13 protein-coding genes are annotated in these 15,909 nt (G+C 46.7%); 8 read left to right on the forward strand and 5 right to left on the reverse strand.

What is annotated here, in order from left to right:
- Positions 1-4: 4 nt before the first annotated feature.
- The 7 genes from B9N89_RS25940 to B9N89_RS25970 all read left to right on the forward strand — a co-directional run bounded on the left by B9N89_RS25940 (position 5) and on the right by B9N89_RS25970 (position 7,752).
- The gene (locus B9N89_RS25940; RefSeq protein ID WP_132324247.1) at positions 5-1,492 is read left to right on the forward strand and encodes a sigma-54-dependent transcriptional regulator; all 1,488 of its coding nucleotides are present in this window, start codon (positions 5-7) and stop codon (positions 1,490-1,492) included.
- An 83-nt stretch (positions 1,493-1,575) separates the two neighbouring features.
- Positions 1,576-2,526 carry a hypothetical protein gene (locus B9N89_RS25945; protein ID WP_132324245.1) on the forward strand — a complete coding sequence of 317 codons (951 nt, stop codon included), beginning with the start codon at positions 1,576-1,578 and terminating at the stop codon, positions 2,524-2,526.
- Entirely contained in the window at positions 2,523-3,215 is a 693-nt protein-coding gene (locus B9N89_RS25950; RefSeq protein ID WP_132324243.1) for a TrmH family RNA methyltransferase, read from the forward strand. The genes B9N89_RS25945 and B9N89_RS25950 overlap by 4 nt, the downstream gene beginning before the upstream one ends.
- An 88-nt stretch (positions 3,216-3,303) precedes the next feature.
- Complete coding sequence (locus B9N89_RS25955; protein ID WP_132324241.1) at positions 3,304-4,059, forward strand: hypothetical protein; 756 nt, start codon at positions 3,304-3,306, stop codon at positions 4,057-4,059.
- 18 nt (positions 4,060-4,077) lie between these two features.
- Complete coding sequence (locus tag B9N89_RS25960; protein WP_132324239.1) at positions 4,078-5,652, forward strand: acyl-CoA carboxylase subunit beta; 1,575 nt, start codon at positions 4,078-4,080, stop codon at positions 5,650-5,652.
- A gap of 9 nt (positions 5,653-5,661) precedes the next feature.
- Positions 5,662-7,176, forward strand: coding sequence for an acetyl-CoA carboxylase biotin carboxylase subunit (locus B9N89_RS25965; RefSeq protein ID WP_132324237.1), 1,515 nt, complete (start codon positions 5,662-5,664; stop codon positions 7,174-7,176).
- A gap of 12 nt (positions 7,177-7,188) precedes the next feature.
- Positions 7,189-7,752, forward strand: coding sequence for an acyl-CoA carboxylase biotin carboxyl carrier protein subunit (locus B9N89_RS25970; protein ID WP_200820794.1), 564 nt, complete (start codon positions 7,189-7,191; stop codon positions 7,750-7,752).
- Positions 7,753-7,842: 90 nt separating this feature from the next.
- On the opposite strand, the gene B9N89_RS25975 is transcribed toward B9N89_RS25970, so the two are convergent.
- Positions 7,843-8,619: a TIGR02147 family protein gene (locus tag B9N89_RS25975; protein WP_132324235.1), complete on the reverse strand. Its 777-nt coding sequence runs from the start codon at positions 8,617-8,619 to the stop codon at positions 7,843-7,845.
- A 209-nt stretch (positions 8,620-8,828) separates the two neighbouring features.
- Here B9N89_RS25975 and B9N89_RS25980 point away from each other — a divergent pair, with 209 nt between their 5' ends.
- The gene (locus B9N89_RS25980; RefSeq protein WP_132324233.1) at positions 8,829-9,500 is read left to right on the forward strand and encodes a hypothetical protein; all 672 of its coding nucleotides are present in this window, start codon (positions 8,829-8,831) and stop codon (positions 9,498-9,500) included.
- Between the two features lie 305 nt (positions 9,501-9,805).
- On the opposite strand, the gene B9N89_RS25985 is transcribed toward B9N89_RS25980, so the two are convergent.
- From B9N89_RS25985 to B9N89_RS26000, 4 genes are all read right to left on the reverse strand, one after another.
- A complete protein-coding gene (locus B9N89_RS25985; RefSeq protein ID WP_132324231.1) occupies positions 9,806-11,392 on the reverse strand; it encodes a leucine-rich repeat domain-containing protein in 1,587 nt (528 codons plus the stop codon).
- 271 nt (positions 11,393-11,663) lie between these two features.
- Positions 11,664-13,562, reverse strand: coding sequence for a leucine-rich repeat domain-containing protein (locus B9N89_RS25990; RefSeq protein ID WP_159455642.1), 1,899 nt, complete (start codon positions 13,560-13,562; stop codon positions 11,664-11,666).
- A gap of 29 nt (positions 13,563-13,591) precedes the next feature.
- Positions 13,592-14,836, reverse strand: coding sequence for a S1 family peptidase (locus tag B9N89_RS25995; protein ID WP_132324227.1), 1,245 nt, complete (start codon positions 14,834-14,836; stop codon positions 13,592-13,594).
- A gap of 50 nt (positions 14,837-14,886) precedes the next feature.
- On the reverse strand, positions 14,887-15,825 hold the full coding sequence (locus tag B9N89_RS26000) for a Hint domain-containing protein (RefSeq protein WP_132324225.1): 939 nt from the start codon (positions 15,823-15,825) through the stop codon (positions 14,887-14,889).
- Positions 15,826-15,909 lie beyond the last annotated feature (84 nt).

Below are 15,909 nucleotides of genomic sequence, written 5' to 3' on the forward strand. Positions count from 1 at the left end.
TTCTATGTCAGACACATCAGTGGTCAACTCATTATCCGGCAGTCGGATTCTTGTGGTTGACGACCACAGGAATATCCGCCTGTCCTTAAAAATGACTCTCGAAGGCGAAGGGGCCATTGTCACCGAAGCGGAAACTTACGCCCAGGCTCTGATCAAATTAGGATCACTAAGCGAAGCCCAAGCTATTCCTTTCGATGTTGTGCTGCTCGATATTCGCCTGCCGGATGGGAATGGTCTCGATGTTCTTAAATTACTATCTCACCACAAACACGCATCTCAAGTGATCATGATTTCCGGTGAGGGCACTGTCAAAGAAGCTTTCGCAGCAACCAAGCTGGGAGCCTTTGACTATATCGAAAAGCCCTTTGTGCCTGAGCGAATTCTGGTAAGCATTGGCCGATGCCTTGATTTTAACAATATTCAAGTCACGAACAAGCAACTCAGCCAGCAGGTGATGAAGGGGCAGGAAATCCTAGGCCAAACCCCCGCTGTGGAAGAGCTAAAATCACTCATCAGCCGTGTGGCACCAACCAACGGACGGGTTCTGATTCTCGGGGAAAGCGGTACCGGCAAGGAACTTATTGCTAAAAGTGTGCACCGTCAATCCCAGCGGGCCAAGAAACCTATGGTCAAGGTCAACTGCGCTGCCATACCACACTCACTGGTTGAAAGTGAGTTGTTCGGCCATGAGAAAGGAGCGTTCACCGGCGCTACTAAGAATAGAAAAGGGTTATTTGAGCAGGCCGATGGGGGCACCTTGTTCCTGGACGAGATTGGTGAGTTGGACCTCAATGTCCAAGCCAAGTTACTCCGCACCTTGCAAAGCGGCGAGATCATACCCGTCGGCTCAGAAACGGTCACAACTGTGGACGTGCGCTTGATCGCTGCAACCCACCGCGACCTCGAAGGCATGGTCGCCAACGGCGAGTTTCGGGAAGATCTGTTTTATCGACTCAACGTGGTCACGATCGTATCTCCCCCTTTAAGGGAACGAAAGGACGACCTTGATATCCTCGTGAATCATTTCGTTGAGGATGCCTGTCAGGAACATGCTATCCCCCAACGTAGTGTGACACCTACAGCGATGGCCGAACTGAAAGCCTACCACTGGCCCGGCAATATCCGAGAACTACGAAATGTCATTGAGCGCGAGGTCATTCTCAGTGACTCCGCTGAAATTGACAGTGTTAGCAGCCTTAGTACCAAGGTTAGCCCTGTGGCGACGACTAGCACCCAGTCTCAGCAAACCAAGTCAAATAGTCTTAGCAAGACGACCCCTCCAGGCGATGCAGCAAGTTTTTCGTTCGAATCTGAGGTCGTCCCCTGGCAAGAGTTGCATCAGGCGATCGGAAAGAGCTATATCAAGTATGTACTTAACAAGACCCAGGGAAATGTCAGTGAAGCTGCAAGGGTACTTTGCCTGGAGCGGGCCTACCTTCATCGCCTGATGAAAAAGCTTGGTATCCAACGAGGAGTTGTAGTAACTGATTGACGTATGTAACCAGGTAAATCTTGTTTTTTAACCGCAAATGATTTAGGTATTACGCTTATTTTGCATGCTTTCGGAGGTGTTCCATGGATGACTCAATTCTCTATCTTGCTGTGGCAGCTGCTGCTTTTGCACTCGTCTACGCTTTTTTAACGCGTAAGCAGTTCCTCAATAGCAAGGCCCTAGCCCGAGAAGCATCCGCACAAGTCGACAAGACTCAGAAGAAAGTTCAGAAGCTTGAGAATCAAGCCAGCCAACACCAAAAAGCGGTGCAGCAGCTTCGAGACTCGTTGCAAGCCGCTGAAAAGAAGTTGGCCGAAAGCCAAAAGCGACTCCACAGCAAAGATGACGATGTCGCCAAGGTTAAGGCTGATTTCGACGCACAGCTAGTGATCGAAACTCGTAAACGAGATCACGTGGAAGAGCAAAACAAAGCACTCACCGAGCAATTAGCCCAAGCAGTTCGCGAAAAGAAAGAAGCGCAGACCGAGGCTGAGCAACTAAGCTCGAAAGCCGTTTCGAAAGACGAGCTGAAGTCTGCAAAAGGCGATTTAGAGAAACTACAGAAACAGCTCCAGCAAGCCCGCAAAGAAAACAAGTCTCTCAAGCATCAGGTAGAAAAGGCCCGTGAGATTTTGAGCAAGGTTAAACCTGGCGAGCTGAAGCGACTTAAAGTGAAAGCCAATCGCATGGAGCAGCTATATACCAGCATGAAAGGCCTGCGAGAGATGGCTGAGGAGCGTAACCAAAACTGGGAAACAGCCCTCCGTCTTATGGCGGTTCATATTACCGGTAAGTCTGTGGATGACAAAGCTGCGACCGCTCCTTTAGTTGGAGAAGCGTTGGAAGCTATCGGCTCAAATCTAGTCCATGACGAGCACACTTTTGGTAGTGAAGAAGCTCCTGGGACTGAAAAGGCATCTCCGGAAGACACAGCAGACGTTCCGCAAGAAGCGAGTCGTGAAGCACCTAACGAGCCTGAAGATGACAAAAGTATTCCCGCAACGACTCCGACCGAGACTGTAGAAACTCTATGACCGATACGATTCCACTGACGAGATATGGTTACCCAGCAGATGCCTGGCGTCTGCTTGCCCCCCGCCTCACCGATAAACGTCGCGAAAAAATGGATTTTGTTGCGAGCCATCGTACTAAGAAGGTTCGCCTGGTCCTTCAAGACATTCACGATCCCCATAATATTTCAGCCTGCCTCCGTTCTGCGGAAGCCTTTGGTGTTTTGGACATTGATATTGTGAATCTCTACCAAAAGTTTGCCAAACCAAGCACTGTGTCTCGTGGGAGCTATAACTGGCTTAAGATGCATCGCTATACCAGTATTCCAGATATCATTCAGGACTTACGCAGTAACGGCTATAAAATCGCGGCGGGTTACCCATCCCCTGATAATCTCAAACTTAACGAGATCCCTGTAGATCAGGGCGTTGCTGTTGTCTTTGGCAACGAACATCGTGGGGTAGCACCTGAGTGGGATGAACATGTGGACTACAAATTTACCATTCCTATGGTCGGCATGGTGGAGAGTTTGAATATTTCAGTTTCTGCTGCCCTCACCATGTACCAGCTCACCCAAAGAAGCCGCGCACTCCTTGGAGACGCCGCCTACCACTTGAGCGAACAAGAAAAAAATGACCTACTCAGCGATTGGGTTTGTCAGCACGCCAGAAGCTACGAGAAAGAACTTGCTAGATTGCGCAATCAGTCTTGAGAAGAGTTGTTCAGTCTTGGCTGGTACTTCCAAGTACGATTTGGTAAATCCTTGATAGCAAACAATGAACTGCTAAGGATTCTACTCAATGCTCAGGCCGCGCCGACTCTTTCTTACCGCTTTTATTCTTCTCATCACAAGTTGCAGCCATATTGAAACTGAACCGTATGGGATTCAAAAGGAGCATATCGCCTTTGTCCCAGCTCGCATTGGCGTTATTGCTTGTCGAGAATGGCCCTATAACGCACGATACTACAAACAGCCGATTACCAACTTCTCTCCGGTCGAGATCAAGGAGATCTGCGATGCTCTCGACGCATTCGTACTGAAGGGCTTCGAGGGTCAACCCTATATGCGCGGGCTTAGCCCGAAGGTCGTCGGAACCTTGTTACAACGAGCCAACCAAGACACGCTACTGTCCGAGATCAATGAGCTATGGCATCAACAGGAAAGCGATTGTAAGACTTGCGCGAATTCAGTGAGTCACTACAAGCAGTCTATTGCTCCTCGGAAGGAGTGGCAACAGTGGCTTGGTCGCTTCAGTCGCAATGTCTACAACACGGATGCGATTCTAGTTCCTATGGTGCTATACGCACAGAAGGGCCGCTCCGACGAGCGTGGCCTAGCCATTGCCTATCGACGGGTCGGTATCAGCCTATTGCTTATCGACACCAATAATGGCCGTCTGATATGGGCAGGGGGGCGAGATGTGCAAGCCAATAACCGTAAGCTCGATTCGGATACCCACTTGAACACCCTTGCTCTACCAAGCTGGAAGCAAGTGTCATCTCGGCTCTTGGTCAAGGATATCTGGACAGAATTTCCCGGCAGACAAAACTACTAGCGATAGTGAGGAGTATCTATGGATTTTAACCAGAAGCGGGAAGCTGCCTATGAGCAGCTTCAAGAAAACCGGCGCCTCGCAGCCCTGGGTGGCGGTGAGAAGCGCATTGAGTCCCAGCATCAAAGAGGTAAAATGACAGCAAGAGAGCGGATTCATCTGCTACTAGATGCTGACTCATTCACAGAAATCGACGCCTTCGTCACCCACGATTGCCAGCACTTCGGCATGGAAGATAAGAAAATACTTGGGGACGGCGTTGTCACCGGCTTCGGTACCATCGATGGTCGGCTGGTGTACGTATTCTCTCAAGACTTTACGGTTTTCGGCGGCAGCTTAAGTTTGGCCTTTGCTAAAAAAATCTGCAAAGTGATGGATCTCGCCTTGCAAAATGGCGCTCCTTTGATCGGGCTTAATGACTCTGGCGGGGCGAGAATTCAAGAAGGTGTCGCGAGCCTCGGAGGGTATGCCGATATCTTCCACCGCAATGTCAAAGCTTCTGGGGTGATTCCACAGCTCTCGGTAGTCCTCGGCCCCTGTGCTGGTGGTGCTGTATATTCTCCAGCGATGACCGACTTCATATTTATGGTTGATGAGACGAGCCATATGTTTATTACCGGTCCCGAGGTGATAAAAACTGTAACCGGTGAGTCGGTGACCTTTGAAGAGCTAGGGGGGAGCCAAACCCACACCAGCAAAAGTGGAGTTTGCGATTTAAGATTACCGTCTGAAGGCGATGCTATCCTAGCTATTCGCAATTGGTTGTCTTACACCCCTTCCAATAACTTGGAAACTGTCCCTACTAAGCCTCTTGCTCCTAGCGAGCAAAGTGCAATCCAAGAAAGGCAAACAAACCTTGCCGATCTTGTGCCATCAAACCCGAATCAGCCTTATGATATGAAAGATGTCATTCGGACAATTGTTGATCCTGATAGCTTCTTTGAACTCAAAGGTGAGTATGCGCCCAACATCACCACCGGATTTGCGCGCCTCGACGGCCAAACAGTTGGTATCGTTGGCAACAACCCATCTGCCTTAGCTGGTGTCCTCGATATTGAAGCTTCAGTGAAAGCCGCACGGTTTGTTCGCTTCTGCGATTGCTTTAATATTCCCCTTGTCACACTTGTTGATGTTCCAGGCTTTCTTCCGGGTACCGACCAGGAGAAAGGTGGTATTATCCGTCATGGCGCCAAACTACTCTATGCATTTAGCGAAGCGACTGTTCCCAAGCTTACCGTAATTACTCGCAAGGCCTATGGCGGTGCCTACGATGTCATGAACTCAAAGCACATCGGTGCCGACTTGAATCTTGCCTGGCCTCAAGCGGAAATCGCTGTCATGGGCGCTGAGGGGGCTTGTAACATCATATTCCGCAATGAGATTAAAGGCTCGGACAAGCCTGACGAGACGCGCCGCGAGTTGACAGAATCCTATGCTTCAAAATTTGCCACTCCTTACGAAGCGGCGAGCAAAGGCTACATCGATGCGGTCATTTTCCCAGAAGAAACTCGCGATCATTTAATTCGCGGTTTGAAAGCCTGCTCTTCAAAGCGAGAGAGCCGACCAAATCGCAAGCATGGCAATATTCCACTTTAAGGAGCACCTATGATTCAATCTATTAAACGGGTGCTGATTGCCAATCGAGGTGAGATTGCAGTTCGCATCATACGAACCTTAAGAGATCTGGGCGTTGAAAGTGTTGCGGTTTACTCCGACGCTGATGCTGCCAGCAATCACCGAAAAATGGCTGATTTCGCCGTCCGACTGCCAGGCAGAAGCTCCGCGGAAACTTATCTCAACCAGGACGCACTCAAAGACGCTATCCGCTTAAGTGGAGCCGATGCCGTTCACCCCGGCTATGGCTTCCTTTCGGAAGACGCATCTTTTTGTGAGATGATTACTGGTCTTGGGGTGAAATTCATAGGACCTTCCGTATCGGCCATGAATACCATGGGTAATAAAGTTGAAGCCAAAGACCTCATGAAAAAGTATGAGGTTCCAACAGTGCCTGGCAGTGATGGTCAGATCCATAGTGCCCAAGAGCTTAAAGTGCTTACCGATAAGATCGGCTTTCCTATCATCTTGAAGGCAGCTGCTGGAGGTGGTGGCCGTGGTATGCGCGAAGTATTTGAAGCTTCTCAGCTGGAAGAAGCTTTCGAGGCATGCTCCCGAGAGGCCGTCTCGTACTTTGGCAATGGAGCGGTATTTGCGGAACGCTTGATCCAAAACCCTCGCCACATTGAAATCCAGGTGCTTTGCGATGGTAAAAACGGTGTACACCTATTCGAGCGTGATTGTTCCGTACAGCGTCGCCATCAAAAGCTCCTTGAGGAAGCCCCATCGCAATTTTTGTCTGATGAAAAGAGACAAGAGCTTGGCTCCCTAGCCGTTAAGGCTGCATTGGCAGTCGGCTATGAAGGGGTTGGTACAGTTGAGTTTATCTGTGAGTCGCCGGATGATGTGTACTTCATGGAAATGAATACCAGGATTCAAGTCGAGCACCCGGTGACAGAAATGATCACCGGAGTCGACCTGATTCGCGAACAGATATTGGTAGCTGATGGGCAAGCTCTCACTATGCAACAAGAGCATATTATCCCTCGGGGTTGGGCATTTGAAGCCCGGATTAACGCGGAAGATCCAACCCAGGATTTCATGCCAAGCCCTGGCACTATCAAACACCTTAAGCTACCAGAAGGCCCTTTCGTACGGGTGGATACACACATCTATGCTGGCTACCAGATTCCTTCTGAATATGACTCGATGATTGCCAAAGTGATCACTTGGGGTCCGAGCCGTGATATTGCTATGGATCGTTTGAAGCGGGCTTTATCAGAGATGGAAATAGGTGGGATTACGACGACGGCACGGTTCCACGAAGCCGTGATCAGCAATGAGGTTTTCCGCTCTGGAAAGTTTACCACGCACTTTATCAACGACCAGCGGGATCAACTACAAGCCTCGATGGAAAACTGGCAAGAATCTGCCATGATAGATGGTGCACTGGTTTCCGCTGCGCTCAGCCAGGCAGCTAGTGATCAATCAGTCAGTGAACCATCAAAGCATACCCGGCAGGCTTGGGCTCAAAAAGCGATCGCTGAGTCTCATCATCACTATTAAGGGAGTTCTATCGTGAAGTGGAAAGTTGATATCGCAGAGTGCGAGCCAGTCATAGTAGATCTACCAAGCAAACTTGTAAAAGATAGTTGGACCCCGATCTCCCTGCAAGGTAAGCGATACTTTGTACAGTGGAATAAGAGCTTAAATACCATCTACCTGAAAGACCAAAACGGACTTGAACGCCCTCTGAAAGTTCGTGGCCAGAATATGGTACAGTTTCCGGGCGAGGTTCAGAGGCGCTTTCAGATTGAAATCTCCGGCGCTGGATTTCACTTGGTGAACCGCCTTGAAACTGTTGTGGAGCCTTCAGTTCCAGGTTCAGCCTTTCGAAAGAGTTCAGCGAATGATGCTGGTGCTACGGTGCGTGCACCCATGGTGGGTAAGGTGATTAAAGTGCTCGTCAGCGATGGTGATCTGGTGACAAAGGGCCAAGAGCTTCTGGTCATCGAAGCCATGAAAATGGAGAATAAAATTCTTGCACCGGTTGCGGGGCAAGTTTCAAAGCTGAAAGCTAAGGAAGGTGAGCAGACTGGGATTGGTGATGCTTTGATGCAAATAGAGCTAGCTAACAGCTAAGATCAGCCTTTTGTTTCTTAATCCGAAGCTAAGTATCCTAAGCGGAGCTTGGCTTTGTGATTTATGTTCGCCAAGTTCTTTGCCATAGATCTATTTTTCTAAAGAGAACAAACTAACATTCATTTCATAGACCTCTTCTCGATCTCCAGACTCTAAAAAATCATTGAGGTCTTGTAAAAAGACCTGAATTCTCTGCCTCGTCTCAGGAAGTAGCTTTTTATCAATGCAGAACGTAGCCCCCAGTTGAACTTTTTCCTCAAAACTTTGCTTTTCAAGAGACCGGCTTGCCTTCTCTAAGATATCCTTATGGCGACACCTAGCCGACTCGGATGGAGCACACAAATCGCCAATATTCGACTTAGTTTTCTTAAGAGAGCCGTTGCTATCCCTAGCAAGAAGCCCTAACCTCACCATACGCTCAATTGCCATCTTAGCTTCAAATTGGGAAATATTTAACTTCTGACTTATGTATGATGGTTGAGATTCGAAATCTTCTTTAAATGTAAGCTCCAAAATAGCGTAATGATACCACTTTGAAATGACCTTGAAACTGCTTGCTCCTAGAACACTTTGAGGCTCAGAATGACGTTGCAACTGTCGCTCAATAGATCTTTTGAGGTCTTCGTCGTCATCGATGAGAGCCAGCCTAACCAGATAGAGGAACCTCTCGCGATCCTTAGCCGACAAGGACAGCTTATCAGAAATGGAATGGGCTTTTGACAATGACAATCGCCTACTGCCTTTAAGAATCCTAGATAGAAATCCTGAGTCGACTCCGAGGTCCCGCGCGAAACTTCTCATGGAATAGCCTGGACTAGTCTTTTGTCTCAGTTGGAGTTGTTCATCTAGAAAGTCAGCAAATGTCATAATTGCACCCAACAGCCTAAGTGTGGATCTACATTATTATTTACTAGAACCCTAATCAACAACTTATAAAGTTATTGTTCTTCTAACCGCGAATGAATAGGAGTAACATTGCTGCCTCCAGGCAGCAATGTTGATAACAATCGATTCATATATGAAAATACAAAGGATATAAATGTCGATACAAATTTGATCCTATCGTGGAGTTTTTTATGAAACTTATTGCATCGAGCATTCTATCTTCAATTTTCATTTTTTCTAGCTCTGTATACTCAGAGACAGAACCGAAAAACAAGGCTCCTGGCTCATTCACCAATGGTAGCACAGACCCTTTGGTCCCCATTATCCGTGACCCTCTTGCGCCTCTTTGCCCATCCGACTGTAGCCAAGATCTAGAATTCAGTGCTAGCGGCACCATACTATCTGTGAAATTCAATTGGGACAATCGATTCAGCTTGTCTTCTATTGGCAATGGAATGACGTTTGCCGTTGATTCTGGCAGCTCTAGAGGCACTTTTGCTACAGTCTTCTTGGACATAGAAGAATCTTGCGCCATAGATAGAACGAACTCTTTGACTACGATCGCATCCATGAAAAGACTTGTTCAGAATGAAATAGATCGGGAAAGCAATATTTTTGGTGAAATCCATGACATTCATATCGACGAAGGGTTTGCTGACAATAAGCTTGGCTTCGCCGCAGACTTCTTCATCGGAGACTACCAAAGACGACGAATTATTAAGTACTCCACCGAGCCCAATTCAACAAGCGATCACTGCTACTACATGCAGGTCGATACCATAATTAACGATCCGATTGTCCACGGTGGACTAGTTCATGGCCTGATCCACCAGCTCATGGAGTCTGTTAAAATCGAGAATTGATTGCTCCCTCTTAACCACCATAGCGAGAAAGCCTATTTCCAACAGAAAAGCCTTTCTAAATGGTACGATGAGATAAACCTATGATACTTGGTTACTCCTAAAAAATACTCGTCACTCTACGTTTTGTACTATCTCCTCGCATTTTTTAACCAAGCCTTGTCTCATAGATTTTGCTCTCCTTACTAACTTGATAGGGCTTGGGTTTCCAAGCCCATTTATAGCTCCTATTAATATACTAATCGAACCTAGAACAGTCACCTACTTCATAGATTCTCATGTAAGCCTTAAATCTCTTCCTCAATAGCCTAGTCATACAGCTCGACCGCCGGTAGCATGGGTAGCCATTCTACTTGGTTTGAATCTTCATAGTAGACTGGGGCAAATCTAAGCTCCCAATAGCGCTCAAACTGAAGACGTGCGATCTTACCTAAACTAATCAAGCGATCAGCTTCCTCTACTACAGCTTCATCATAAGTGAATACTTTTGTAGCAGTAGGAAATCTCGACTGCACTTCATCGAGATTTAGAAGGTTAGCATAGGCCTTAATATATTGAAGGGGAAGACTATAGATAGCAGACAGGCTCGTGACGTTATTGTGATGTAAGTCTAAAGTCTTTAAGCGATCAAGCTCACCTAAAGCAAATACTTGACTTACCCCGTTTCGACTCATATCGAGTTCTTCTAGCCTTGAAAGGTAGCGAAGCGGGTATATATTAGATATCTGGTTATCGGAAATATCCAGACTTCGAATTTTTGGAAGATAACGCAGAAAATTCACATCGTCTAGTTTTAAGTCTTTCAAGCTCAGGCTATAGACCGACTCAGCGTTTCGATATAAATCAAGGCAGCTACTATGAGATGTACCAGCAAATATTTTAGAAAATGCTCCCTCGTACCCTAACGCGACTCGATTGATGCAGTCTTGATAGAGGTTTCTTTCCACATTAACACTGCTATCCTGTATTAAGATCAATTGACTGTTGGTATTGCTCTCTACTGTGAGACAAATATTTGGATTTATCTCGCAAGACTTGACTGCTTCCTTAAGAACAAGAACATTTTGTATAACATCTTCTTGAACGTTGCGCAGATCTCGTAGCTGGTCGGGAGGAACGTCCTTCCGCACTATCAATTCCTCCAATCGATCCTGAAAACCCTGTTGTCTCACTAGCTTTGACAGAAGTGCCTCGTGGGCAAACTTATTCGCTCCCGTTAGGATAGGGTTGGGAGATTTGATTAGGTCACGAAATCCTCGTTCTTCGTAAGGTGCCGTTATGTATGTGAGTGGTGAATGATCCAATTGCTCGCGAAACCTGCCATCAGCAGTCGCATAGTCGAACAAACGATCGATGATATCGTGACACTTGTCGATTTCATCCAGGCTACAATTTGTGCTCTGCGCATCTTGTAGAATAGCGTCCAACTGTGAGGGATCACCACCTACTTGAAAAGCGTCGATATTGATCCGTGTATTCTGCTTTTCTTCTCGTGTCAGCTTGGTAAATGTTTTGGTTTTCTTGAAGCCTAAGACCTTGAACTCAATCTTCGTTTCAATACGATTTTGGATCTCCTTATCATAGAAATCAAAGTCAACTAATATATAGATCTTGCCACCATGAACAATCTGATCAATGTATTCTTGCCCACAATTCTCTTTGGCCAAGTTTTCATCTTGGATGACAACCATCTCTTGTCCTAGTGGCGAATATCTAGGATTACTAAGTTTTTCGACCCTAGTCTGAAAGTTTGCTTGATAGACCAATCGCTTGGAAAGGTTTCTTTCGGTAAGCAGACTTGCTACTTTACTAGTTACCTTAGCACTAGCGAGGAACACATTGATGCCTCCACTAAAAGTAGCAGCAATATCCTCGTTCAATTCAGATTCGGTCAAAGTTTTTTCGAGTCGGATCAAGCTGTTTGATTGATTAAAGCTTTGATGATCGCCCTCAATACAAGTATTGCGGAATTCGCCTGATGTGGGAAAATAGCCTTTTCCAAGACTGTAAGACTGACCTATCTTTGCAGCAATGACAGACGCAAGGCCAGATTGAGAAGTGATTAAAAAAAAACGATCGTATTCAGTAAATATAGAGACCTTCTGGACATACCAAACCCCCCTTATGTTTAGCTTGGAAGCCTATCTGGCTTCCAAGCTAAATGGATTAGTAAAAGCTTTCTAAGGCGATACAGTTCACCCAGCCATCGATACCAGAATCGCGGCGTTGGGGAGCATTGTATAGCGGCGCAAATCCAGCTGTTTCATAGAATCGATGCTGTACTGCTGGAACGAGCCCTTGAGCAAGAGCCCAATCTCTTTCCTGCTTACAGATAGAATCCAGACTTGGGTAGAATACTTCTAAATTGAGTGGTTCAATCGGACTCCAGTCGAGTATCTCGTTTTTGTTAAACTGAATGCGTAGCTCCTTCAAGCTTTGCATATTTCGCAGTGGCTCGACTTCATAGATGCGGTTGTAGGCTACATCTAGGATTCTCAGTTTGTTCAAGCTAGAGATTGGCGACAAGCTAGAGATATTGTTCTTTCTTACTTTCAAGACCTCCAAATCAGGCAAGCTAGCCAGTGGAGTCAAATTGGAGATCGAGTTCTCTGAAAGATCCAAGTACCGAAGTTGAGGTAGGCGACGTAGTGGTCGCAAATCTGTAATCCCTTTATTGACCAGTTCAATCACCTGCTCTACTTGAAGGTCGCTATCGATATCTTGACAATCAGCCTCTGGGTCAGCGAAAAGCAGCTCCTTGATCGCATCCACCGTTTTTGAAGTCCGTGCGCTAAGGTCCTTGATCTGGCAATAGTCAAAGAAGACCAGCGTCTTATCAAGCGTGTTGGGGTCATACGCTTCTAAAGTCAACGCTTCTTCAGCGGCAACACAGAGGAGCGGGGTATCGTAGCAGGTTTCTGCCACGCGGATCATCTTTGCGATGTTTCGTCGCAAGATATCGTCTGTAGCAACAATTGCTTGCCGCTCATCATCAAGCAAACGCATTGCTAGAAGCTTAGTTGCGCGACGACGATGATTGCTCATGGTCTGGTAACGTTGCGCTAGACGATCGCGAGCCTCGACAATCTCCGCCTGAATCACTGGACCTGGATTCGGGTAGAGCTGGCGTAGCCCACCATTGTAGTAACTTTTAGTTCGATATCCAAGGAAAGCAGCGCCATTCGGTGAATTCGGCTCATAGCTCAAATCGTCGATTTGTTTCGGATAAGTGTCCGTTGCATAGTCAATCAAGTCCTTGAGAGTCTGCTTACAAGCTGTCGGGTTCTCTAGATCGCAATCAATAATAGATGCTTCGCCGGTCTGGGGGTTCCTAAACGCTTCCGGAAGATCTTGTACACGACCACCAATCTGCAAGGCTGTGATGGTAATGGAAACGTTATTTTTGAAGTAATCAGACGCTACTTGAGCAGCACCTTCGACTTCGAATAAGCTCAAATAGCTGAGTTTAATCGATGCTTCGAAGGCCGACTTAGCCTCAACCGATGAGAACTCAAACTTAACATTGATAAGCAGCTGACTTCCAAGATCAACACCATAGACGAAATCATCTCCACACGTTGCTCGAATGATCTCTTGATCGAGGGTATTTGCTGCATCAATAGCTCTATCGGTAAGCTGAGGGTTTACCATCAGAGCAGTCTTTCCTCTGGCCATACTCGCAAAGATAAGGGACTGGCTTAAGTCACTTGAAGCAGCTTCAGTCGCAAATTTAGCTGCCCCGCTGGCGTTAAATGCACCATAGCTAAACTTTCCAGCAACTTGAACCTCAAGAAGATCCTTCATTTCCTCGTAGGACAACGACCTTTGGAACCGAACCTCAGACCGCTGCTCCCCTGAGTAAACAACTGGGTTCTGTGGATTACCAGATGTCACACATTCTGCATTGAACTGCTCTCGATGGGAGTCGTAACCCTGACCAAGAAGGGCAACTCCTACCCCTGGCGATACAATCGCCTTTGTCTGAGATGATTCATTCATTTTACCGCAGGAAACCGCTGTTGAGAGAAGCGGCACACTGGCGAGTAGCCCTAACTTCTTTGCCATCGTATTCATTATGAACCTCATAATTGGTGTTATCTATATCGCAATTTGAACTTCTTTACTTCCCGATCTTTATCCAAGAGACAATCCCAGAAACAACGATAGGAAATTTGAGCACTCCAATTTCCCTTGTAGAAGTTTCCACTGATATCCTCCCAATCAAAATCGCCCTTTTCGTACTCCTTGTAGAAAACTTCATTGCCGTCGTTGTCGAAGATCCGAATGGATACTGGGTCATCCACTTTGAGGCTCATTTGAATCTCACTAGGATTCCGATCGATGTAAAATGGGAGCGTATAGGGCTCATCCTTTTTGACGATCTTAGTCGAAAACGCAATCCCTCGCTCAGTCCATGTATCTGGATCGGGCTCCGGATCTGGATCTCCACCAGAGTTGCCATCATCTGGATCGCCATCGTCACCTCCGCCTATATCTGGATCCTCTGAACCATCCTTAACTTTAGCTAGCTCAGTCATGAGCCATGCTGATGCGTCCGGACGAAATAGATTGACGTAAAGTGAACCATCTGTATCGCTACAGTAAAATGAATCTTCGCTGTACTTGCGAGACGCGATCCCAGCAATGCGTACTTTATTATCGAACCTGACAAAAAGAGGCCCACCGCTGTCCCCTGAGCAAGCATGGGAATCGTATGAACCAACATGCAACTCACGATCATTGAGGCTATTGGAACGAAGATCAACACCTACAAACTGGAGCTGGCCACGTTGTGGATCTGTAGGTGCATAGTTAGTGGAATCTCCATAACCCAAGATTTCCAAATCCCTAGAATTTAGAGTAGCGCGCTTTGCGTCTGCATCACTGGGATCTGCAATTTTTACTGGATTACTATTCATATCCCGATCTAGACGAATCAATGCCAGATCGTAGCCACTTGCGCCGCTTCGATAGTTATAGGAAAACTCGTATGGAAGCGAATAGCCATCTATCTGATAGTTTTGCCCATACCTATCTTGAACGAGGTAATCGTCTTTTGAACCTGTCCATTGGCAACGCTTGGGAGCATTTTCATATTTGCCGCAACTAGCAACACAATGGGCTGCTGTAAGAACTACATTTTTCTCGACTAAAACACCTGTACACGTCAGGTAGTTTTGAAAGTAGATCCGAACCGTAGCACTAAAGCGATTCGTTCCGCTTTGACCGACCTGACCTCCGAAGATGCCAAGATCAGACTTTGGAGTGGATTGACCACATCCACCAATCATCGCTAGAAACGCACCGAGACATAGACCCTGAATGGAACGCTGTATCATGTTTTCCCCCTTGAAAGAGGAGGCAACCCTCCTCTAAAAAAATACTCGACTTAATCAAGTAGATTCGGCTCAATAATACTTCGTCCTAAAGTACGATTGTAGTCGCGAATCGTGCCATCTTGATAGCGAGCAGATCCGTTAAGGAACCCTTGAGCAACAACCACATTAGATTCTGCTGCGTGACCTTTGGGAGCTACATTATAGACTCTTCCAAAGTAAGATTTGTTTTCAACTGAGACGATCTTATCTTTTTCGCCAGTATCACGTACGAGATAGTCACCTTCCTTAAGTTCGAATGCGAACTTAATAAAGCCCTTCTCGTCAACCAGTGGATGCTCTGTGGTCACCGTAATGTCATTGCCACTTTCTGTTTCAAAGTGAATCACGGGGTGCTCTGCATCGTAGCGATCCTTCGTGAAGTATGAAATATTTCGGTTTTCATACTCCAAAGACTCAAAGGTAGCGTCAGGAGTTAGGGTGATTACAGAGCTATAGTCACCAGCGATTGCATCTTCGATGTTTGAATATCCGTCTTGGAAAAGGACCACTTGATTTTTGGTGTAGCAACCCGTTCGGCAGATCGCTAGCCAGAATACGTTTTCAGGCTTGTTACAGCTGCTCAAGTTGGGAATCCAAACTGGAAAGCCGTCATTTGGCTTGTTTTCACCAAAAGTCGGATAAGCCATCTTACCGTTAGGAAATGGTACCCATGCCCAAGTATCTTCGTCCAAGTAATGGGTGAAGAGTCGGTTGGCACTTTTCTCAATGTGCCCGCAATTCAATGCCCATTCAACACGCTTTTGAGCTTGATCAAAATTTAGCCAATCCTTCTCTCTCTCTTCGCCAGCTTCGTTCCCGGGACATCTAGCTTCTACGATGGCACCTGTAGAGCCGCCTAGGAGAGGCTTCTTTTGCCCCGCAAAACCCATTCCTGAGATTGCACTCGCTAATAGAACCACGCCTGCTTTGAATTTTCGTTCGCTTGTCATTGGAAAAAATCCTCCATCATATGTTTCTATATAAAAGAGTCTGGCGGAGGATGTTTTCTTGCAAAAAAATTTGAGAATGGAAGA

This window comes from Pseudobacteriovorax antillogorgiicola, from assembly GCF_900177345.1.
GTDB lineage: Bacteria > Bdellovibrionota_B > Oligoflexia > Oligoflexales > Oligoflexaceae > Pseudobacteriovorax > Pseudobacteriovorax antillogorgiicola.